This is a genomic window from Parashewanella tropica (assembly GCF_004358445.1).
Lineage (GTDB): Bacteria > Pseudomonadota > Gammaproteobacteria > Enterobacterales > Shewanellaceae > Parashewanella > Parashewanella tropica.
Window position 1 is genome coordinate 4186560 of the sequence record NZ_CP037951.1, and the last position, 21985, is coordinate 4208544.

The 21985-nt window shown below is 43.2% G+C and carries 18 protein-coding genes; 4 read left to right on the forward strand and 14 right to left on the reverse strand.

Going from position 1 to position 21985, the window contains the following annotated elements; translation table 11 throughout:
• Nucleotides 1-121: 121 nt before the first annotated feature.
• The 3 genes from E2H97_RS18575 to E2H97_RS18585 all read right to left on the reverse strand — a co-directional run bounded on the left by E2H97_RS18575 (nucleotide 122) and on the right by E2H97_RS18585 (nucleotide 4653).
• Entirely contained in the window at nucleotides 122-2521 is a 2400-nt protein-coding gene (locus tag E2H97_RS18575) for an ABC transporter permease (RefSeq protein WP_133408496.1), read from the reverse strand.
• Nucleotides 2514-3215 carry an ABC transporter ATP-binding protein gene (locus E2H97_RS18580; RefSeq protein WP_133408497.1) on the reverse strand — a complete coding sequence of 234 codons (702 nt, stop codon included), beginning with the start codon at nucleotides 3213-3215 and terminating at the stop codon, nucleotides 2514-2516. The genes E2H97_RS18575 and E2H97_RS18580 overlap by 8 nt, the downstream gene beginning before the upstream one ends.
• A 178-nt stretch (nucleotides 3216-3393) precedes the next feature.
• Nucleotides 3394-4653, reverse strand: coding sequence for an efflux RND transporter periplasmic adaptor subunit (locus E2H97_RS18585; protein WP_133408498.1), 1260 nt, complete (start codon nucleotides 4651-4653; stop codon nucleotides 3394-3396).
• Nucleotides 4654-4885: 232 nt separating this feature from the next.
• On the opposite strand from E2H97_RS18585, the gene E2H97_RS18590 reads away from it, so the two are divergent.
• Both E2H97_RS18590 and E2H97_RS18595 read left to right on the forward strand, forming a co-directional pair.
• Entirely contained in the window at nucleotides 4886-6256 is a 1371-nt protein-coding gene (locus tag E2H97_RS18590) for a sigma-54-dependent transcriptional regulator (RefSeq protein WP_133408499.1), read from the forward strand.
• Nucleotides 6246-7547, forward strand: a complete 1302-nt coding sequence (locus E2H97_RS18595) for a sensor histidine kinase (protein WP_133408500.1) — start codon at nucleotides 6246-6248, stop codon at nucleotides 7545-7547. Before E2H97_RS18590 ends, E2H97_RS18595 begins: the two co-directional genes overlap by 11 nt.
• A gap of 32 nt (nucleotides 7548-7579) precedes the next feature.
• Here the strand turns inward: E2H97_RS18595 and E2H97_RS18600 are convergent, their stop codons facing one another.
• Complete coding sequence (locus tag E2H97_RS18600) at nucleotides 7580-7801, reverse strand: hypothetical protein (protein WP_133408501.1); 222 nt, start codon at nucleotides 7799-7801, stop codon at nucleotides 7580-7582.
• A gap of 100 nt (nucleotides 7802-7901) precedes the next feature.
• Nucleotides 7902-9077 (reverse strand): MFS transporter, encoded by a 1176-nt coding sequence (locus E2H97_RS18605; RefSeq protein WP_170308357.1) that lies wholly within the window; start codon nucleotides 9075-9077, stop codon nucleotides 7902-7904.
• Between the two features lie 232 nt (nucleotides 9078-9309).
• Here E2H97_RS18605 and E2H97_RS18610 point away from each other — a divergent pair, with 232 nt between their 5' ends.
• On the forward strand, nucleotides 9310-10512 hold the full coding sequence (locus tag E2H97_RS18610; protein WP_133408503.1) for an IS256 family transposase: 1203 nt from the start codon (nucleotides 9310-9312) through the stop codon (nucleotides 10510-10512).
• A gap of 391 nt (nucleotides 10513-10903) precedes the next feature.
• A complete protein-coding gene (locus E2H97_RS18615; protein ID WP_133408504.1) occupies nucleotides 10904-12997 on the forward strand; it encodes a class I adenylate-forming enzyme family protein in 2094 nt (697 codons plus the stop codon).
• Between the two features lie 58 nt (nucleotides 12998-13055).
• Here the strand turns inward: E2H97_RS18615 and glmU are convergent, their stop codons facing one another.
• The 9 genes from glmU to atpF form a co-directional block, all read right to left on the reverse strand.
• Nucleotides 13056-14417: a bifunctional UDP-N-acetylglucosamine diphosphorylase/glucosamine-1-phosphate N-acetyltransferase GlmU gene (gene glmU / locus E2H97_RS18620; RefSeq protein WP_133408505.1), complete on the reverse strand. Its 1362-nt coding sequence runs from the start codon at nucleotides 14415-14417 to the stop codon at nucleotides 13056-13058.
• Between the two features lie 133 nt (nucleotides 14418-14550).
• Nucleotides 14551-15504 carry a hypothetical protein gene (locus E2H97_RS18625; RefSeq protein WP_133408506.1) on the reverse strand — a complete coding sequence of 318 codons (954 nt, stop codon included), beginning with the start codon at nucleotides 15502-15504 and terminating at the stop codon, nucleotides 14551-14553.
• A gap of 108 nt (nucleotides 15505-15612) precedes the next feature.
• Nucleotides 15613-16473 carry a hypothetical protein gene (locus tag E2H97_RS18630; RefSeq protein ID WP_133408507.1) on the reverse strand — a complete coding sequence of 287 codons (861 nt, stop codon included), beginning with the start codon at nucleotides 16471-16473 and terminating at the stop codon, nucleotides 15613-15615.
• Nucleotides 16474-16574: 101 nt separating this feature from the next.
• Nucleotides 16575-17003, reverse strand: a complete 429-nt coding sequence (locus tag E2H97_RS18635) for a F0F1 ATP synthase subunit epsilon (protein ID WP_133408508.1) — start codon at nucleotides 17001-17003, stop codon at nucleotides 16575-16577.
• A gap of 50 nt (nucleotides 17004-17053) precedes the next feature.
• The gene (gene atpD, locus E2H97_RS18640) at nucleotides 17054-18439 is read right to left on the reverse strand and encodes a F0F1 ATP synthase subunit beta (RefSeq protein WP_133408509.1); all 1386 of its coding nucleotides are present in this window, start codon (nucleotides 18437-18439) and stop codon (nucleotides 17054-17056) included.
• A gap of 32 nt (nucleotides 18440-18471) precedes the next feature.
• Entirely contained in the window at nucleotides 18472-19338 is an 867-nt protein-coding gene (gene atpG / locus E2H97_RS18645) for a F0F1 ATP synthase subunit gamma (protein ID WP_133408510.1), read from the reverse strand.
• Nucleotides 19339-19387: 49 nt separating this feature from the next.
• Nucleotides 19388-20929, reverse strand: coding sequence for a F0F1 ATP synthase subunit alpha (gene atpA, locus E2H97_RS18650; protein ID WP_121837927.1), 1542 nt, complete (start codon nucleotides 20927-20929; stop codon nucleotides 19388-19390).
• Nucleotides 20930-20943: 14 nt separating this feature from the next.
• The gene (gene atpH, locus E2H97_RS18655) at nucleotides 20944-21477 is read right to left on the reverse strand and encodes a F0F1 ATP synthase subunit delta (RefSeq protein WP_133408511.1); all 534 of its coding nucleotides are present in this window, start codon (nucleotides 21475-21477) and stop codon (nucleotides 20944-20946) included.
• 15 nt (nucleotides 21478-21492) lie between these two features.
• Entirely contained in the window at nucleotides 21493-21963 is a 471-nt protein-coding gene (gene atpF, locus E2H97_RS18660) for a F0F1 ATP synthase subunit B (protein WP_133408512.1), read from the reverse strand.
• Between the last annotated feature and the right edge of the window lie 22 nt (nucleotides 21964-21985).

Sequence of the window (21985 nt, forward strand, 5' to 3'; positions counted from 1 at the left end):
CCTTGTACGACTTAATTTGTAGATGTTCAGAAAGTATAGTTAACCCTAGCTATTGTGCTATGTGCCAAAAAAGAGTGGCAAAAGCCACTCTCCAAAAATAAATGCCGCTTAATAAATGAACTTATTCATAGCGCAACATCATGGAAGGACGTGCGCTAGCGACTTTATAAGCAATACTTGCAACGGTTATCCAAGTTACAGAGGTCACCACCAGCACCGCAAAACCATACGCTAAGATAGATTGTGATACACGTTCATTAAAGTTACTCAGCCAATCATCCACTAATAAATAGGTGAGTGGGAAAGCAATCAACACGCTGATCAGTACCAGAATCATAAATTCTTTAGCTAATAGGTTAACTAGCCCAAATACGCTATCACCCAGTACCTTACGAATAGCGACCTCTTTTCCACGACGAAGGGCACTGAATGAGGCTAACCCAAGAATACCAACACAAGTCAGTACAATGGCTAAGATAGAGAATATGGTCACCACTTCACTGACTTGGCGATCACTTTTATAGATAGCGTCGTAATTGACCGACAGTAATTCCATTTTCGGTACCGCCATATTAAATTGACGCTGAATAATATCTTTTATGCCTTGTTTCACACTCATCAATTGCGCGGGTTCAAAATCAACCACCATTCGAGCCACATTTTGGAATGACAGGCCACACACCAACATGGCAGGTACTAACGACTCTTTAACCGACCCCACTTTTAGATTTTCAATCACCCCAACTATTTTGCCTTTAGTGTTATCGTTAAACCGCCAAACTTGGCCAATGGCTTGTTGTGGATCGTTAAATCCGGCCTGTTCAGCTAAAGCGCGTGTGACAATAATTCCCGCTGTTTTACTTCCATCATCATGCTTCTGATACCAATCTGAGGCTTGCTGTTTGGAAAAATCCCGTCCTGCTATTAAATTCAAACCATGGGTTTTGACAATATCAAAGCTGGTGCCAGCAAACGGAACAACCTCTCCTTCCGGATTCCCACCTTGCCAAATAACTGATGTCGAGCTTCCGATAACAGCCGTAAGGTCGCTATCGAAAGCTGACACCGAGTTAACGCCGGGAAGTCTGCTAATTTCATCCATAAAACTGGAGTTATAATGGAAGAACAATTGATTTCTTGGTAAACCTGCGACTAATAACTTGTGTTCTCGTTCATAGCCAACAGGTAATGAGTTGATCAGTGTTAGCTGCTGGTAAAGGGTAATACTGCCAATGATCAATGCTATCGACATGGCTGACTGCAATACCAATAGAGATTTACGCACCCAAATGGCTGTTTTACCTCGCTGTAAGTCACCACTAAGTACCCGTTTAGCGCTGAATGATGAGATAAATAGCGCAGGATAAAGCCCCGCCACTAAACCAACCAATAAGGTTATGCCGACAATAAAGACACTGAAGCTAGAAAGATAGTTAAGGCTTAGTTGTCTATCGACAAGGGTATTGAACCAAGGCAAGCTAAGCTCCACTAACGCACAAGCGATAACTGCGGAAATAATCGCAAGCAATGTGGATTCACATAAAAACTGCGCCACCAATTGTGAACGTGATGCCCCAAGAGCTTTACGAACGCCCACTTCTTTAGCACGTTGACTAGCCTGAGCCACACTCATATTGATGAAGTTTACGCTAGCAATCACAATCAAAAGCAAACTTAAGCCGATGCACACCAATACCGTGGTTTCAGAGCCTCCTTGTTTCAATTCAAAACGACTGTCGGAGGTTAAGTGGATTTGACTGAATGGCTGCATTCGGACTTCGACTACGTTTTGTCCCCCATAAGCCACTTTATTAAATAAAGATTGTAATTGAGTTGCGACCGACTCTGGATTGGTATTCGGATCTAAACGCAAATAGTTATAGCCGCCATTATGACTTAGTCTCATTTTTTCAAAGAAAGCAGGGTTTCGATAGGCAAGCGAGTTAAATGCAAAATGAGTATTGGCGGGTAATTCATCAAATACGGCGGCAACCGTCCAACGTCCTTCTTTACGAGCTAAGGTTTTGCCCACCACATCAACACTGCCGAATAAACGCATCGCCTCACTGCGAACAAGTGCAATTTGATCGGGTTGAGTTAACGCTTTGGTCAAGTCACCTTTAAGTACAGTAATATTCATATACTCATCAATATTCGGCGACGCTGACATCAAATCATTGAGTTGATAAAACCTGTCACCCACCTTGACCTGATCATCAATATATCCATTAAGCATATCTAAAGAAAAAACATCGCGAATACCATTAATGCCATCAATGTGCTTATCCAGAACAGGGCTGGTTATTGGTGCCGAAGTCCCTATTGGAATAAAATACTGTGCCACTCGATAAATATGTTCACTGTGCTTAGGCGATTTATCAAATGAGCGTTCAAAGTTAACAAACAGCGCTACAAGAATGGCGGCGGCTAAACCCACCGATAATCCAAATAAATTGAGTAATGTGTGCTTCTTTTGACGATTAAACGCTCGCAGCGCGGCAAGGATGTAATTATTAAGCATATTGCACCTCACGCTGCACTTCAGTAGCTTTATCTAACATGATTTGCCCGTCGAACAAGCGCACCACACGACTTGCGTAAGTGGCGTCTTTTTCTGAGTGGGTCACCATAATAATGGTGGTGCCTGCTTCATTAAGCTCTTTGAGCATCATCATCACTTCTTCGCCGTTTTTAGAATCCAAGTTACCAGTGGGTTCATCAGCAAGGATAAGCTTGGGGTTGATCACCAGCGCCCGCGCCACGGCAACCCGTTGCTGCTGACCACCGGATAATTGCTGCGGCAGGTGATCGGCGCGATGCTCGATATTTACTCGACGTAAAATGGCTTCAACTCGGGTTTGACGCTGCTTTTTCGCCAGCCCCTGATATTGCAACGGCAGCTCAACGTTTTCTCGTACGGTTAAGTCATCAATCAGGTTAAAGCTTTGGAACACAAAGCCAATATTGGACTTACGCACACTCGAAAGTTGTTTTTCGCTGTATTGGCTCAGCTCAATACCATCAAAGTGATATTCGCCTTCCGATGGAGAATCGAGCATACCTAATATGCTTAACAGCGTGGACTTACCACACCCAGAAGGTCCCATAATGGCGACAAACTCACCTTGCTCTACCTGTATGTTTATATCGTTTAACGCGGTAGTTTCTACATCTTCGGTACGAAACACACGTGACAGTTTATTTAATTTGATCATGATGTTGTCCTTTTCTGATTTTTAAAATTAGTCATATCCATTTCAATGCAGTTCGATAGGAGCAATAGTGTGATAAGGCAACCGTCTGTGACAGGATGTCACGGTCGTAAGCACATGGATGTGCGGTTCTGTTGTCGTTCATACTATTGCTCCTTGATAGGTCTACACATTGAAACCGTTATAATTCCACCTTGATGGTGTCAGCGTTATCAAAGGTGTTGTAAGCAGAAGTGATCACTCGCTCTCCGGCTTTTAAACCACTGACGACCTGATAAAATTGTTGATTTTTCTTACCTAATTGAATGTTGCGACGGATGGCGCGATCTCTCTGCGGGCTCAATACAAACACCCAGTTACCACCAGTGCTGTTAACGAACGCACCACGTGACAGCAATAAACTTTGTTGATCTTGACTGGAGAACATCAAGTCGATGTCCAGACTTTGACCACGCTTCAATGCCGTTAGCCCTTTCGGTAAATCCAATTCGATTTGAAATTGTGATTGATTAACGCGACTGTCTATTTTGCTGACATTGAGTTCATGGGATTGACCTTCCACCATCAAACGCGCAGGCATGCCTAATTGTACTTGGTTGAGATAATACTCATCGACTCTAACCACCAGCTTATAAGACTTAGGAATATCGATTTGACCTAGACGAGAGCCAGCCGCTTTTGACTCCCCAAGCTCAATAGTAAAATCACTGAGATAACCCGATATTGGCGCTTTCACTAACAGGTTGGCGAGATTCTGACGAGCAAACTTCAAGTTTGTTTGCAGCATGGTGGCACTGTCTTCAAGCTGCGCCACTTGCAGCTGACGAATGCTTTCTTCTTGCTTTTGACGCTGTAAGGTCAGCAGTTTACGTTGCTCGAAATAGCGATGATCTTGTTCTAGGTTCAGCAGTTGCTCACGAGCCAGAACACCTTTCTCCACCAAAGGGCGGGTTTGCTTTAATTTGCGTTGTAAATGCGCCAATTGCAGATCGATTTCTAACAAATCACGCTTGAGATTCAAACGGTTGGTTTCCATGGTCATTTGCGTGTTACGAAGGAAGTTAAGCTGCTCAGCCACTTGTGCTTCACGCCCCATCACATCGAGTTGTAATGACGTATTGGATAAACGCAGTAACGGTTGACCTTTAGTGACGTACTCACCTTGTTCCACCAACTTTTCTTCTACGCGCCCACCCACAAGCGTATCAAGGTAAAGGCTGGTTTTAGGTTGGATATTTCCGCGCAGTCTCAAACTATCAGAAAACGCACCCGACGTTACCGTCGAAACCACTAGATTGTCTAAATTCACTTTTTGAACGCGCCCTTGTTGCGAAGTGTTCGTCCAGTACCAAGCGATGACCGAAATAACGGCAACAACACCGACCAACATGAGTGTACGGCGAGCGTTAAATTTTGATGTTTTGGTGATTTTCTTATCCATGACAGACATCCATTATGCTGATTTCTGTTATCACTACATCAAGTGCTGTGCCAAAAAACACAAAACCATTATTTTCAATAACTTAAAATAATCTATATAGATTCAACAAACAAAAAGTGTCCAGTTTTGAAACACTCAAGTGTTCATTTATGGACAGTTTATGTAGCCTAATTGTTATAAAACGGGTAGAGTAAAATCCGCTTACTTTCACGGATCAGCGGACGACTTTCTCATGAAACACCAAGGCAGTATTTTAATTGTTGATGATAATGCGGACATTCTTACCGCGTCACGATTGTTGTTAAAGCAGCATTTTCAACAAGTAAAGACCACTACAGATCCACAGCAGATAGACGCTTACCTGAAGCAATTTGAATTTGATGTCATTTTGCTGGATATGAATTTTTCTCAAGATGCCATCAGTGGCAAGGAAGGCTTTACTTGGCTGCAACATATTTTGCAGCAAAAGCCGGAGATCAGCGTCATTATGATGACCGCCTATGCCGAGCTGGATTTAGCGGTCAACGCCATCAAAGCCGGTGCCACTGACTTTATTGCTAAGCCTTGGCAAAATGAGGCATTACTGGCGGTCGTCACTGCGGCGATGGCGCACAGTGAAACCCGTAAACAAAAACAACAGTTGAATCTACAAAACCAAGGACTCAGCCTTGCGCTTCAAGGTCAGCAGCAAGCCTTTTTAGGCGAAAGTCCTGCCATGCTCAAGGTATTCGACACCATAGAAAAAGCCGCGAAAACCGATGCCAATATTCTGATCTTGGGAGAAAGTGGCACCGGTAAAGAGCTGGCAGCCCGAGCGATCCATCAAGCCAGCCCTCGCGCAGATCAAACCTTTATTGGTTTAGATATGGGCTCCGTCTCCGACACCCTATTTGAAAGTGAGCTATTTGGTCATAAAAAAGGCGCGTTTACCGATGCCAAGCAAGACCGAGTGGGACGTTTTCAACTCGCCGATAAAGGCAGTTTGTTTCTAGATGAAATTGGAAACTTGCCGCTTTCACAACAAGCCAAGTTACTCGCGGTATTGCAAAATAGGCAACTAACACCGGTTGGAAGTAACAAAAGTATTAATTTTGATACCCGATTAATTTGCGCTACCAATCACAACCTTTATCAAGCGGTTGAGCAGGGGTTATTCAGGCAGGATTTTTTGTATCGTATCAATACCATTGAAATCACCTTGCCACCACTTAAAGATCGTGAACAAGACATTCCTCTGCTGGTGGAGCATTACCTCAATCACTTTAGTCACAAATACCAGCAACAATTGAAAGTGACACCAAGCGATATGAAACGCTTGTGTCGTTATTCATGGCCGGGGAATGTCAGAGAGCTGGCACACTCGATTGAACGCGCGGTGATCTTATCGGAAGGTGATACCTTAAATATCGACGCCATTCTCACCAATCAGGCGCCAGTCCCCCCCACTGAAACTCAGCTTAATACGTTTGATTTAAAGGAAGTGGAAAAACAAACCGTTGCAGCCGCGCTGGCTCATTATCAAGGCAATGTCAGTAAAGCGGCTAAAGCCCTTGGATTAACTCGTGGTGCGTTATACAGAAGACTAGAGAAACATGAACTCTAAACAAGTACTGCAAGCAAGCCTATGGGTCATGGCATTAACGTTTTCCAGCGTATTTTCAGCATTACTTTGGCACTCTCAAGGCGTTAATGCCGTAGTGCTCGTCAGTTTATTAAGCTCAGCAGGGTTGGTTTATAAGCTGATCGTCATGCTTTTGAAGCAACAAAAGGATGTTGCCAGAGTACTGACCGCTCTGGCGAATGGCGATCCTTCGTTTGGACTTTCAAGTCGTCACCCTCTACAACAAAAAATGCAAGCGGTGGCAGCAGAGCTCAAACGCAGCCGTGAGTTAGCTGAAGAGCAAGTGCATTATTTGCAAACCGTTTTGCATCATCTTGATTTGGCGATTTTAGTGGTCGATGATACAGGGAACATCATTCAGAAAAATCCAGCTTGCGAGCGGCTACTCGGTGGTATTCAGCAACATAGTGATTCTCTGGGAAAGCTAGGCAAAATCATTGATGAGGTCAATGACCACCAGCGCTTAACCTTATCGTGGCAGCGAGGCGATCATCAGGATATGCTGTCAGTGCAAATTAATCGAGTGCGCATACACGGACAAAACCTTAAACTTGTAAGTGTGCAATCGATTTATATTGCTCTACAGGCGAAAGAGCAACAAGCTTATAAAAAGCTCACCAAGGTACTAACCCATGAAATCGCCAATTCGATCACTCCGCTCACTTCATTAGCCCAAACAGCAACAGGGTTACTGCCTGATACATTGGCGTTTGATGATGAAGACGACAAGCAAGATCTGCAACTGGCGCTTGCAACTATTGCCAATCGAACTCAGCACCTCAATCAATTTATCAGCCAATTTAGACAACTGAGCCAGTTGCCTAAACCAGATCTGAAACCGATTTCCCTGCGAACCTTAATTGAATCAGTGATCACCTTGTTTACCCCGCAATGGCAACAGCAAAAGGTTAACTTCACTTCGAATATCAGCAGCGATTACCAGCTGATGGCCGATCCTAGCCAAATAGAACAAGTGCTTATCAATCTAATGAAAAATGCCACCGAAGCGATAACCTATAAGGATGAAAAACACATTGGTATTGAGCTAAAGCAGAACCGGCAATCGCAGGTTATCGTTGATATCACCGACTCAGGACAAGGCGTGCAACCTGAAGTGGTAGACATGATGTTTGTGCCCTTTTTTACCACCAAACCACAAGGCTCTGGAATAGGGCTGAGCTTATCTCACCACATTATGATCCAACATGGCGGAGATTTGGGGTACATCAACAATACCAATAAAGGCGCATGTTTTCGATTGACCTTTGGTTAACCCTCAAGCCTAACTGAACGCGTTATAGCCCCTTACTTTTGTTCGATGTGCTTGCTGAGTTCCGTTTGCACACTGTCTTTATCGTGTTGTTTGTCTTTTGCTAACGGTGTTACGGCTTTATGACCGGTAATGTCTTCAGCAATATGCATCCAATCTGGGTGCCAATAGTAATGACTGCCACTGATGCTTTGCCAGTTGTGTACGCCATCACTTAGCTCACCGTTATAAACAATATTAAATTTTGGACCACTCATGATTTCACTCCTAGAAAACAGATAGTGAAATAAATGTAAGCAAGTAACGAAAGGGAATATGTGAGGAGTATCGAATTTTTTAACCATAACTAGATTTTGGTCAATGAGTAATAACAGCTTCATCCAATAACCAAGCGAGTATGATAGAAAACACAGTTACGCTTAGCAATGAAATCAGCACCGCCGACCATCCAAATGCCTGCCACAAATAGCCATTAAATATCGGAATAACGCTAGCTCCCAGATAATACGAAACCAGATACATGGACGCAGCTTGATGTTTAGAGGTTTTTGAAAATGTAGTGACGAGACCACTGCACAATGAGTGAGCAAGAAAAAAAGAAAACGTCAGAATAGAGCAACCTAAAAAGATAACAATAAAGCTATCTACAGAAAGAAAAATTGCCCCTATACCAACCCCGCAAAAACAAGCCATTACCACTTGCTTTGAGTTAAACTTAGTCGTCAGTTTTCCAGATAATAATGAGCTTACCCCACCAAAACCATGCGTTAAAAATAACAAACTAATGGTGAGACCTGAAAGTTGGAAAGGCGGCAGTTTTAACCGGAATACAATAATGTTATAAATGCTAACAAAGCACCCCATCATACAAAAACTGATCAGGCTTAATTTAACGACATTTCGATTGGTTAAATTACTTTTCCAGCCTTGTAAAAAAGTCAATTTATTCGCATTACTTACTGGTGACTTAGCGGTTTTAGTTTTAAAAAAACATGCGACCCAAGCTATACCTATCATTCCCACTATCGATATCAATTCAATAGGAAATGACCAGCCTTTATGATCTGCTCCCACGACTGCAATAACTCTCCCCACTAATCCACCAAAAACCGTTCCACTGGTATAAACTCCAACAATATATGGCAGATTTTTTGGTGTTTCTGTTGACGAAAGATAAGCGATAAAAGAAGCTGGTACTATCCCAACAAACAAACCCATGAAAAACCGAAGAGTAAGCACCCAACACCATTGTGTTTGCGTACTGATCCAGAGATTACACAGCGACGCAGCCAGCAAACTGAGTACGCATAACCATATAAAGCGAAACTTACTAAGTAACATTCCCGATAAAAGCAATGCCAGCACAATACCAATTAAGCTTGTTGAAAGAGCTAATGTACTCTGACTACTTGAAAGTCGAAATGAAGTCGTTAAATCAGGAAGTAGCGGTTGAATGACGTACAACAGGGAAAAGGTAATAAAGCCTATAATGAAAGCGCAAATTAGATAGCTATTAGTTGTTTCATTGTTCACTTCAGTGATAATACAACCTCAATAACTAGTAAAAAACTCGTTTCATTAGTCTAAAGATAAGACTAGGATTTTGTCACTATTTTATGAATAACAATTAATGAGAAAAAGTGAGAATAAGCTCAAGTTAAGTCAAAGACAAAATACCTTCCACATAGGACAAGGGGGCATTCGTGGGGGTAGTGTTTAGAAATCTGTGTCATTTCAGTAAAATGTAAAAAAACAGGAATGACACATGACTCAAGATTTCGATTTCAATAAAGCTATAGAACAACTTCAATCAGGTAAAGGTTTAACAGGTGCAGATGGTGTTCTCACTCCTTTAATCAAACAACTAACAGAAGCAGCACTTAAAGCTGAACTTGATCAGCATTTGAACTCTGATCCAGAGCCTAATCGTAAAAATGGTTCAAGCAAGAAAACCGTTAAGTCTTCAGTTGGCGAATTCGAATTAGAAACGCCAAGGGACAGAGCTGGTAACTTTGAACCCCAGCTTGTTAAAAAGAATCAAACTAAGCTTTCTGATGAAATTGATCGTAAGATTCTATCCATGTTTTCAATGGGTATGAGCTATCGTGATATAAAAACTCATATAGCTGATTTGTATGGTTTAGAGCTTTCTGAGGCCAGTTTGACAGCGGTAACTGATAAACTTATCCCCCAACTAAAAGAGTGGCAGCAACGCAGTTTAGACGAGGTATACCCAATTATCTGGCTGGATGCGATTCACTATAAAATCAAAGATAATGGTCGCTATGTCAGTAAGGCTATTTACACGATTTTAGGAGTAAATCTGGAAGGTAAGAAAGAACTTCTTGGGCTTTACCTTTCAGAGTCAAAAGGTGCAAATTACTGGCTATTTGTACTGACCGATCTTCATAATCGTGGTATTAAAGATATCTTAATCGCTTGTGTTGATGGGTTAAATGGATTCCCTGAAGCAATTGCTAGTATTTATCCAGAAACAGAGGTTCAGCTTTGCGTTATTCACCAAGTACGCAACTCAATAAAGTATATTGCATCAAAGCACCAGAAGGCGTTTATGGCTGATTTAAAGCCTATTTATAGAGCGACAAGTAGAACGGCCGCAGAGACTGCCTTAGATGAGCTAGAAAACAAATGGGGAAGCCAGTATCCGATCGTTATCGACTCTTGGCGCAGGAAATGGGAAAACTTGTCAGTTTACTTCAAATATCCTGAATATGTGCGCCGAGCCATTTATACGACCAATGCTATTGAGGCTGTACATCGCCAGTTTAGGAAACTCACCAAGACAAAAGGCGCATTCCCAAATGAAAACAGCTTGCTAAAGTTGCTTTACGCGGGCATATTGAATGCTTCTAAGAAATGGACAATGCCAGTACAAAACTGGAACTTAGCATTGTCGCAATTTGCTATTCATTTTGAAGGCCGGCTAGACAATGTGCTAGATATTTAAAAGTTTAGGCTGACACAGAATTCTGAACGCTCTCTTCGTGGGCATAGAATGACGTAAAAATATTACCAGAGACTGTCTAAATCAATAAACAACATAGAGTAAAATCCTTATTTTATATTAACTTTTATTTATTTTTTATTATCTAAAAGCTAATTATTCACTTCGTTTTCTGTAAAAATGTCTAATCTAACATTCTGTTTTTTCATTGTTATTTTGATTTAGTGAGCGATTATCTTAAGATTTATATTAAACCCTTATATAACTTATCCACAATAGTAATTAAGCGCTTCTCATCCAAGCAATTAATCTCCTTCATGTAAGAAAGTATCCCACCTCAAACATGTTAGGAAGAACTATGGAACAATTATAAGATGCTGTTGCAACAAGCGATATGCCTATCGAACCGCCTAAACAAGAAGAGCCAGAAAGAATAGAAGCACACATTGCGACTCCAGGTAACGACCCTGTTGTTGCTGAATTTCATTCCCCTTATAACGATGATGGCACCATTGATTGGAGCCGCACGGAGAACTATGCGGCTCACTCTCCTCAAATACAAGCCTTTATTGGTGCTCACCCGTCAACAAAAGAATACGTAGAACAAGAATTAGAGCTATATTCATCTGTTGAAATTTGGGAACGGGCATTTAATAAAACCCCAGACAAGGTCGCGGTTAGAACCAAAGATGCGGCCATGACCTATCATCAACTCGACCAACAAACCTCTGCTTTTGGTGGCAAGTTACAACAGCTACACAGTAGTCAATTTAAAGCGGGTGACAGAGTACTATTAATGTTACCAACCAGTATTGAATCTTTAGTTTGTAAGCTTGGTACTCAGCGGGCAGGATGCGTACCAGCAATACCTGTAATATCTCAAACTCCTCAGGCATTCAAGGCACAATTAGAAGACTGTATTCTCAATACATTCCCAAAAGTAATTGTGTTACCTGACGACCCTGAATTAAAAAAAGTCGCCCTCGCAACGATAAAAGAGATGCAAACAGCAAAATATGAAAAGAGTAGAGTAGATGCCGCTAAAGAACAAAATTTTCACCCGAAAGATATACAGCTTATTTTTGTTGAAATGGGCGCACAAAAACCATCACACTACAAACTCACTCAATCTGCCGTTAATGCAGTAAGCGATATCAAATGCCACTCCTACAAGCAATTTATTAACTCAGGGGCTAAAGTCACACCTATACCTACTACAATAGCGACACTAGACCAACCCTCTGAAATACTGTTTACCAGCGGTACCACAGGTAAATCCGGTAAGCCTGTTGTTTATACCCATAGAAATTGTGTCACTAATGCCCATCAATATGCCGCACATATGCGAAGAGAATATGGTCATGTCTTCAACAAGCAGACCCCAACAAAAGTATTTTTTGGTTTGCCTACCGCACACGCATATGGAAACATGATTTTGACACAAGGGGCGCCAGTTTTACGCTCAGAGGTTACTATTCTTCACTCTCCAGCGGATCCAGCAGAATTACAAGCCACCATTGGCAGTCAAACCTATGATGTTCTCTTTAGTGTAGATAGACAACTAGAAGGTGTTATCCAAGCATTTGGTACATTTTTTACAGACACGTATCAAGGTAAAACTGTATTAGTAGTAAATGGCGGATCAGCAGCCAAACAAAGCACTATTGAATCAACGAAAGAAGCCTTTGGCGAAGGGTGTACCTTTATTTCAGGTTATGGCATGACCGAGCTTACCGTACTTTCACACCTTCAAGATCCAAAAACTGGCCGTTATAACTCAGTATACGGGGATCATCATGGCGTCGTCGCTGGCGGGAATACTTTACAAAATGGATTTGATCCTCGTACCGCTTTCGTAACAAAAGTTCAGGAGGGAGATAAAGTCGAAGGCATTATGTACGTTACTGGTAATACTGCAAAAGAATACCTTTATAACCCAGAAGAAACGGCGAAAACGTTTATTACCGATATTGATGGTCGAGTCTGGGTCAATACAGGGGATATTGTTGAAGTTCATTCTGACCAAACCTTTGACATAACAGGGCGCCAAAAAGAAATAATGATCAAAGGTGGAAAAAATTACAGTCCACCGGCCCTAGCATCTGCAGCGATGGGATGCGAGTTTGTACAAAGTGCCGTATTTTTCCCTATACCTAAAGATTTCACCAATCAGGGTGGAGACGATCATTTTGTGATGATAGTCATCAAAAAACCGAATCAGGACTACAACTTTAATGAGCTGTGCCAACACATGATATCAAAAGGGGCTGAAAGAGCAGAACTTCCGCAAGAGGGGCTCGTTTTTGTCAGTGAGAACCCTAAATGCATACCGACAACCAAAACAGCAAAACCACAAATCGTTTTACTCAAAAACAAAGTAATGGAGCAAATTAAAACCAATTATCAAGGTTGTACCAATCCATCTCATGGGCAAATTTTGGAGGCTACAGAGCAGGTAACATTAGATTTGGCTCAGCAACAGGCATAAGCCTTATTAGGTAAACGATGAGTCGGTATAGACTCTTGCCTATACCGACCTCAAAAAGCTATTTTTTCTTGGTTGGGCGTTGCCAGCCAGATAAATTACGTTGTTTACTGCGCGCTACCGCTAGCTGCTCATCTTCCACTTTATTAGTGATCACAGAGCCTGCCCCTACCGTTGCCATATATCCAATTTCAGCAGGCGCCACCAGCGATGAATTTGAACCAATGAAAGCACCATCGCCAATGATGGTTTTAAACTTATTCACACCGTCATAGTTACAAGTAATGGTACCGGCACCGATATTGGCTTTTTCTCCGACTTCAGTATCGCCAAGATAGGTTAAGTGACCCGCTTTTGAACCTTTGCCTAAGACGGATTTTTTCATCTCCACAAAGTTGCCCACATGAGCGTCTTGCTTAAGTTCTGCTCCTGGGCGTAAACGGGCAAAAGGTCCAGCGCTGGCATCTTCACCCACAATGGCGTTTTCAATGACGGAGTAAGGCTTGATCACTGCATTATCGGCAATGGTACTGTTGATGATGATGGCGCCTGCACCAATGGTGACATTATTACCAAGAATGACGTCACCTTCAAAGACGGTATTCACATCAATCATTACATCCATGCCGACATTTACGGTTCCACGAATATCGATACGACTTGGGTCACGAAGATTTGCTCCCTCAAGCATCAGCTTTTCTGCCTGACGAGCTTGGTAAGCACGCTCTAATTGCGCCAGTTGCACGCGATTATTCGCACCTTCCACTTCAATCGCAGATTCAGGGTGCGCAGTGGCAATATCCACACCTTCAGCGTGCGCCATTGCTATCACATCAGTAAGATAATATTCACCTTGAGCATTATCTGACGATAATTGAGATAACCAAGTTTTTAACTGCTTGCCAGGCAGCGCCATAATGCCAGTATTGACTTCATTGATGGCGAGTTGCTCGGCGTTAGCATCCTTTTGCTCAACAATCCCCACCACTTTGCCATTATCACGTACGATACGACCATAGCCCGTTGGGTTATCCAATTTTACCGTTAGAATGGCTAAGCCATTGTCAGATTTGGCTTCGAGCAAGGCTTGCAGGGTTTGCGCTTGAATCAGTGGTACATCACCGTAAAGTACCAATACCGTGTCATTGTCATCAATGTGATCATTGGCTTGTGCAACCGCATGCCCCGTGCCTAATTGTTCTGCTTGCAGTACCCAATTTAGGCTGTCATCGGTCACGGTTGCTTTTAGCTTGTCACCACCATAGCCATACACCAAGTTAACGCTTTTGGCGTCAAGCTGGTGGGCAGTATCAATCACATGTTCAACCATAGATTGGTGAGCGATTGGGTGCAGTACTTTTGGCAAGTCGGAACGCATCCGAGTTCCTTTGCCGGCAGCAAGAATAACTACATTGAGAGCCATGGTAATGTCCTTTAAAAAAATCTGTCGATGATTTTAACGGAATTGAATTTAAAGCGGAAAAGGAATTTTTGAGAAACAAGAAAAAAAGCAGTAAGGTAGCTCACTGAGCCCCCTTACCTGCTCAGTATAAAGCTTAGGTTTTAGGTTCCTTTAATCTACTATTAGCTTCGGGATGTAAATGCAATGAGCTGGAAAATTCACCTTGCAACATCGAGTTTGTTTCTTGTTGCTTAGCTTCATGATCAATTAACTCACACTCACGAACAAAAGTCACCAAGTACAATTTATCATTTACCAATCGCTGATATTCAGCTTTTTGATCTTCAGGAATATCCTCCCCGGGATCATTTGGAACTACCCACCTAATCATAGAAGCGTCAGTTTTTTCATAAACGTCTTCAGTTTCATTCAGCTCGTGCATCAGCTTCTGAAATGCAACCCCTTCTGGGTGTTTCAATAAAAAAAAGTGAACAGCAGGTACAACATCATCAGCGGCTATAGCCCCCGTTTGCTTGAACTCTGCTTCAGGGTTTTCGGTTGTCTCCCTCAACCAATCAGTAAATTCTTGGTGATTTGCATTTACGAAATCTTTGACTTTTACATCTAGGTTTGAAGCGAAACAGTTTCCTTGTTCATCTTTTATGTCCAGTAACATATCACTTACTTCTTCACTGAATAAGACATGGCCATCATAGATATAATCAACGTACCCATCCGCTGATACATTTACTGACATATCTTCTGTTACTTCAGGCGGTAACGCTGCTTTTAAACGTAAAAAAGTCTCGTATTTTCCAGCAAAAAGAGGATTATCAAATTGAGAATCTTGAGTCGTGATGTTTTTATGTTCGCCAAGTCTTTCAGAAACTGTGTCACCAATATTTTCATAATATGAGTTAACTACCGATACATAGAACTCAACTAATTCTTGTTTTTGAGTTTTCTGCCCAGTGAACCGCCTAAACAAATCATGTATTTTTTCAGTAACACTTTGCTTTAAAAATGCTTTTTCATCTCCCTTTAAAATACTCTGCATTTGCTTCGTACTTAGAGCATAACTTCCAGGACCAATTCCACCTACAGGCATAATAAACACTCTTCCTTGAAAACCTTAGTGCTAAGTGTAGAAGTGAAATTGTATATTGATAATTAATCTATACAGATTTAATGATAAGCACTTAACCAATTTCTAAGTTTAATCCTGACTTAGAAGCAGATAAGCCACATTCAAATTCATCAAATGCCCTTTAATTCCAGTAACCTCGGCATAGTGTTCCCACTCTTCGTTTGACGCTCCTTTCTCAGGAGCAGAGGGGTTTTCCATTCGATCCAAGGCATCCGATAATGCAAATTCAGCGAGCTGTAATTGATCTAATAAGACTTTGACTTCTACGCCGCAAGGATGCTCTGAAAGGTAATATTTTAAGGTAGGAACCAAGGCATCAGCCGAACCTTGTTTAACTAAGTCATCGACGGTTTTTTCCGTATCGATTTTAGGTTCATTGATAGTTAACCAATGGGTAAAATCGTTTTTATTGGCAATAACATATTGACGTAAATCTTCTGGCAAATGTTTGATTAGCCCTCTTCCTTCTTCATTTTTAATCTCTAACAGTAAATCCGTGAGGCTTTCACTGTGAAAGAGACGCCCGTCGACAATATAATTTACTGTGCCATTATCAGTCACAGTAACTTCAAGAAAGGCGTGTAGATGCTCAGGAAGTGCTTGCTGTAATTGTTTGAAGGTGCCGTATTTTCCAGAAAGCATGGTTTGAGAAAGCGTAGGTTTAGCTGCGGGTTCTGTATCATGACAGAACTCTGTCATTTCAATCTCGGCACCAGGAAGGACTCGACTAAAATCTTTGGTAATTTTGTTGAAATGATCAAATGCCTCTTTTTCGGCGTACTCCTCGTAAAACAATTTAACCAGTAACCGCGTGGTTTCTTCTGTAAATTTAATTTCTCTAAGCTGAGAAGCTTCATCTTGCTGTATGATCTCAGACTCTTTATTTGCATAAATAAGCTGAGCCTGGGTATTGGTTTCCAGTTTGTTCATACTAAACCGCTCCTTGTCCTAAGCAAAGTTTAGTAAGAAACGGTGATTTTGATGCATTAAAAAAGGCGACCTAAGGTCGCCTTTTTTCATTTACCATTGTTTTATCTGGCAATGTTCTTCTTGATGGTTTCCACCACACGAAGCTGTGCCATGGCTTTGGATAACTCCACCATAGCTGACTCGTAATCGAAATCTTGTCCTGCTTCTGCAATCAAGGCTTCGGCACGCTTCTTAGCTTCACTCGCCGCGTTTTCATCAATTTCATCGGCACGCAACACCACATCAGCTAATACCGCAACCGAAGTGTGTTGTACTTCTAGCATTCCGCCAGATAAGTAAAACACTTCTTCAGCGCCGTCTTGCTTAACGATGCGTGCCATGCCAGGCTTGATAGTGGTCAGCAAAGGCGCGTGACCAGGCTTAATGCCCAGTTCACCTTCAGTACCGGTTACCTCTAATAGTGATACTCGGCCATTGAAAATGCGCTTCTCCGCACTCACGATATCAAGATGTACTGTCATGGCTGCCATCCGATCTCCTTAAGAAACTCGGTCTTGCGAGCAAGACCTAAGCTCTAATATTACTTGTTGGCTTTTTCTACCGCTTCTTCGATAGAACCAACCATGTAGAACGCTTGCTCTGGAACGTGGTCATAGTCACCGTTTAGTAGACCTTTGAAGCCTGCAATGGTGTCTTTCAGAGAAACGTACTTACCTGGAGAACCGGTAAAGACTTCAGCCACGAAGAATGGTTGCGATAAGAAACGCTCAATCTTACGTGCACGTGCTACGGTCGTTTTATCTTCATCAGATAATTCGTCCATACCAAGAATTGCGATGATGTCTTTTAGCTCTTTATAACGTTGCAATACAGTTTGTACGCCGTTCGCTACGTCATAGTGCTCTTGACCAACAACTTGTGGGTCTAGCTGACGAGAAGTCGAATCGAGCGGGTCAACTGCTGGGTAGATACCCAAAGATGCAATTTGACGAGACAATACAACGGTCGCATCCAAGTGAGCAAACGTAGTTGCTGGTGATGGATCCGTTAAGTCATCCGCAGGTACGTATACGGCTTGTACAGAGGTAATAGAACCTGTCTTAGTCGAGGTAATACGCTCTTGAAGTACACCCATCTCTTCTGCAAGAGTTGGCTGGTAACCTACTGCTGATGGCATACGACCGAGAAGTGCAGATACCTCGGTACCAGCAAGAGTGTAACGATAGATGTTATCAACGAACAATAGTACGTCTTTACCTTCGTCACGGAACTTCTCAGCCATTGTAAGACCGGTCAATGCAACACGTAGACGGTTTCCTGGCGGCTCATTCATCTGGCCGTATACCATGGCTACTTTGTCTAGTACGCCTGACTCTTCCATCTCGTAGTAGAAGTCGTTACCTTCACGAGTACGCTCACCAACACCCGCGAATACAGATAGACCCGAGTGAGCCTTCGCGATGTTGTTGATAAGTTCCATCATGTTTACGGTTTTACCTACACCCGCACCACCGAACAGACCAACTTTACCACCTTTAGCAAACGGACATACTAAGTCGATAACTTTAATACCCGTTTCTAGAAGTTCTGTGGTGTTTGACTGATCTTCGTATGAAGGAGCGTCACGGTGGATCACGTAACGTTCTTCTTCACCGATGTCACCAGCTTCATCCACAGGCTCACCTAATACGTTCATGATACGACCTAGCGTAGCCGCACCAACTGGAACTTGAATTGGTGATCCTGAGTTTTCTACCTCGATACCACGACGCAGACCGTCTGATGAACCCATAGCAATGGCACGAACTACACCACCACCAAGCTGCTGCTGAACTTCCAGCACCAGGCCATTACAGGCACCTTCACCAACGATTTTCAGAGCGTCATATACCTGAGGTACAGCATCTTGTGGAAACTCAACGTCCACAACCGCGCCAATTACTTGGACAACAGTACCTGTGCTCATGATTAATCCTCTAAAATTTTTTTTTACCTTGCCTAAACGGCGGCTGCACCTGACACAATTTCCGACAGCTCTTGCGTAATCGCAGCCTGACGGGCTTTGTTGTATACCAGTTGCAGATCATCAATTAGCGCACCTGCGTTGTCGGTTGCGGCCTTCATTGCAACCATACGGGCTGCTTGCTCAGACGCAACGTTTTCAACAACACCTTGGTACACTTGAGACTCAACATAACGAACCAATAGTTGATCCAACAATACTTTTGGATCTGGCTCGTAGATGTAGTCCCAATGATGACCGATGTACTCATCATCCTTTTCCGGTTTTGGCAAAGGTAGCAGCTGTTCGATCACTGGGGTTTGCGTCATGGTGTTCACAAATTTGTTGAATACCACGTACAAACGATCCAATTTGCCTTCGTTGTAAGCTTGAAGCATTACGCGTACGGTACCGATCAAATCTTCTAACGCCGGAGCGTCGCCTAGACCTGATGCGTGAGATACCACGTTACCACCAAACTTTTTGAAAAATTGCACACTGCGAGAACCGATAGGACAAAAGTCCACTTCAGCGCCCTTGTCTGTCCAAGTTTTCACGTCTGCCGCAACTTTCTTAAACAAGTTAACGTTCAAACCACCACAAAGACCACGGTCGGTTGACACCACAATGTAACCAACCCGCTTGGCTTCTCTCACCTCTAAATAAGGGTGTTTGTACTCAAGAGAGCCTTGCGCGACGTGACCGATCACCTTACGCATAATATCCGCATACGGACGGCTAGCTTCCATTCGATCTTGCGCACGGCGCATCTTACTGGCAGCAACCATCTCCATCGCGGAGGTGATCTTCTGAGTGTTTTGAACACTCCCGATCTTAGTTTTAATCTCTTTAGCGCCGGCCATCTCTACTCTCCAATCTGGACCTGAGGTGCCTTAAGACACCTCCTGTTCATTACCAGGTTTGGGTTTCAACGAACTTGTCTAGACCTGCTTTAAGACCTGCTTCGATGTCGGCATTGTAGTCGCCAGTCTCGTTGATGGTCTTAAGTAGATCAGCGTGTTCGCTGTTCATGTATGAGAGCAGAGCGGCTTCGAAGTGACCGACTTTATTCAGCTCAACACCTTTTAGGTAGCCTTTTTCAGCAGCGAAAATAGATACTGCTTGATCAGCTACGCTCATTGGTGCGTACTGCTTTTGCTTCATTAGTTCGGTTACACGCTCACCATGCTCAAGCTGAGCACGTGTTGCATCATCAAGGTCAGATGCAAACTGAGAGAACGCTGCAAGCTCTCGATACTGTGCTAGTGCAGTACGGATACCGCCAGACAGTTTCTTAATGATCTTGGTTTGCGCAGCACCACCTACACGAGATACCGAAATACCAGGGTTAACCGCTGGACGTAGGCCAGAGTTAAATAGGTCGGTTTCTAGGAAGATCTGACCATCGGTAATCGAAATTACGTTGGTTGGTACGAACGCTGATACGTCACCCGCTTGGGTTTCAATGATAGGTAGAGCAGTCAAAGAACCGGTCTTACCTTTCACTTCACCCTTGGTGAACTTCTCTACATAGTCTTCGTTTACACGAGCTGCACGCTCTAGTAGACGCGAGTGTAGATAGAATACGTCACCTGGGTATGCTTCACGGCCTGGTGGACGCTTAAGTAGTAGCGAGATCTGACGGTAAGCAACAGCTTGCTTAGACAAATCATCGTATACGATCAGCGCATCTTCACCGCGGTCACGGAAGTATTCACCCATAGAACAACCAGAGTATGGAGCTAGGAATTGAAGCGCTGCCGCTTCAGAAGCCGTTGCTACTACCACGATAGTGTTTTGTAGTGCACCGTGCTCCTCCAGCTTACGTACTACGTTAGCAATGGTAGAAGCCTTTTGGCCTACTGCTACGTACACACAAGCAATGCCTGAGTCTTTCTGGTTGATGATGGCATCGATTGCCATCGCGGTTTTACCGGTTTGACGGTCACCGATGATAAGCTCACGCTGACCACGACCGATTGGTATCATTGAGTCAACGGCTTTATAACCGGTTTGTACTGGTTGAGAAACCGACTTACGGTCAATAACGCCTGGTGCGATTACTTCTACAGGAGAGAAGCCATCGTTATCCAGTGGACCTTTACCGTCGATTGGCTCACCTAGCGTGTTTACCACACGACCTAGTAGACCACGGCCTACTGGTACTTCTAGAATACGACCAGTCGTTTTAACTTTTACGCCCTCTGCCAATCCGGCATAAGAGCCCATCACTACGGCACCTACAGAATCACGTTCTAAGTTCAACGCGATTGCATAACGGTTGCCTGGCAATTCGATCATCTCACCTTGCATAACGTCCGCTAGGCCGTTAATGCGGATGATACCGTCACTTACTGCAACGATAGTACCTTCGTTGCGTGCTTCACTGACGACTTCGAACTGCTCGATCCGCTGTTTAATCAGATCGCTGATTTCAGTGGAATTCAGTTGCATGCTCAAACTCCCAATTACGACAGCAAGTCATCGGTCATACGTGATAATTTTCCACGTACAGAACCGTCAATGACAAGGTCGCCTGCTTTGATGATGACACCAGCGACTAAGCTAGCATCAATGCTGCAATTCAGCTTTACTTTGCGTGCTAGACGCTGTTCTAGTTGCTTGCTGATTTGCTCAAGTTTATCTTGGCTTAATTCAGTCGCAGAAACTACGTCAGCTTCTACTTCCTTCGCCCAAGCATTACGAAACTCGACAAAAAGTTCAGCAACAGCAGGTAGAACTTCTAAGCGTCCGTTTTCAGCCATTACTTTGATCAGGTTTTGACCATGAGCATTAAGCTGGTCGCCACAAATGCCGTTAAAGAATTCCGCCAACTTTTGAGGAGCTAAAGCACCTTTCAAAGTTGGAGCAACATCTTCATGGCTAGCGACTTGTGCTGCAAACTCAAGCATTTCTGCCCAAGCGTCTACGGCACTTTGCTCAACCGCATAGTCAAACGCTGCCTTTGCGTAAGGGCGAGCAATGGTGGTTAACTCAGCCATAACTCCACTCCCTTATCAAATTTCAGCAACCAGTTTTTCAACAATGTCACTGTGCGCGTTTGGATCAATTGAACGTTCAAGGATTTTTTCAGCACCTTGAATAGCTAGAGAAGCAACTTGCTTACGCAGTTCTTCTTTCACGCGATTACGTTCGGCTTCAATTTCTGCGTGACCCTGAGCGATGATTTTCGCACGCTCAGCATCAGCCTCAGCTTTAGCTTCATCTACGATTTGAGCTTTACGCTTGTTAGCGGACTCAATGATTTCGTTTGCTGTAGCTTTGGCTTCTTTTAGTTGGTCAGTGGCTTTCGCTTGAGCCAACTCTAAATCTTTTGCGGCGCGATCCGCATCAGCTAGACCGTCAGCTATCTTCTTCTGGCGCTCTTCAATTGCAGCTAGAAGAGGTGGCCATACATACTTCATGCAGAACCACACGAAGATTGCAAATGCTAACGTCTGCCATAATAGAGTGATGCCGATATTCACAACAGCCTCCTAATTAGAGTTA

Excerpts from the sequence above, each read along its gene's own strand:
- E2H97_RS18575 (WP_133408496.1), bottom strand. The coding sequence starts at position 2,521 with ATGCTTAATAATTACATCCTTGCCGCGCTGCGAGCGTTTAATCGTCAA.
- E2H97_RS18580 (WP_133408497.1), bottom strand. The coding sequence starts at position 3,215 with ATGATCAAATTAAATAAACTGTCACGTGTGTTTCGTACCGAAGATGTA.
- E2H97_RS18585 (WP_133408498.1), bottom strand. The coding sequence starts at position 4,653 with ATGGATAAGAAAATCACCAAAACATCAAAATTTAACGCTCGCCGTACA.
- E2H97_RS18590 (WP_133408499.1), top strand. The coding sequence starts at position 4,886 with ATGAAACACCAAGGCAGTATTTTAATTGTTGATGATAATGCGGACATT.
- E2H97_RS18595 (WP_133408500.1), top strand. The coding sequence starts at position 6,246 with ATGAACTCTAAACAAGTACTGCAAGCAAGCCTATGGGTCATGGCATTA.
- E2H97_RS18600 (WP_133408501.1), bottom strand. The coding sequence starts at position 7,801 with ATGAGTGGTCCAAAATTTAATATTGTTTATAACGGTGAGCTAAGTGAT.
- E2H97_RS18610 (WP_133408503.1), top strand. The coding sequence starts at position 9,310 with ATGACTCAAGATTTCGATTTCAATAAAGCTATAGAACAACTTCAATCA.
- E2H97_RS18615 (WP_133408504.1), top strand. The coding sequence starts at position 10,904 with ATGCCTATCGAACCGCCTAAACAAGAAGAGCCAGAAAGAATAGAAGCA.
- glmU (WP_133408505.1), bottom strand. The coding sequence starts at position 14,417 with ATGGCTCTCAATGTAGTTATTCTTGCTGCCGGCAAAGGAACTCGGATG.
- E2H97_RS18625 (WP_133408506.1), bottom strand. The coding sequence starts at position 15,504 with ATGCCTGTAGGTGGAATTGGTCCTGGAAGTTATGCTCTAAGTACGAAG.
- E2H97_RS18630 (WP_133408507.1), bottom strand. The coding sequence starts at position 16,473 with ATGAACAAACTGGAAACCAATACCCAGGCTCAGCTTATTTATGCAAAT.
- E2H97_RS18635 (WP_133408508.1), bottom strand. The coding sequence starts at position 17,003 with ATGGCAGCCATGACAGTACATCTTGATATCGTGAGTGCGGAGAAGCGC.
- atpD (WP_133408509.1), bottom strand. The coding sequence starts at position 18,439 with ATGAGCACAGGTACTGTTGTCCAAGTAATTGGCGCGGTTGTGGACGTT.
- atpG (WP_133408510.1), bottom strand. The coding sequence starts at position 19,338 with ATGGCCGGCGCTAAAGAGATTAAAACTAAGATCGGGAGTGTTCAAAAC.
- atpA (WP_121837927.1), bottom strand. The coding sequence starts at position 20,929 with ATGCAACTGAATTCCACTGAAATCAGCGATCTGATTAAACAGCGGATC.
- atpH (WP_133408511.1), bottom strand. The coding sequence starts at position 21,477 with ATGGCTGAGTTAACCACCATTGCTCGCCCTTACGCAAAGGCAGCGTTT.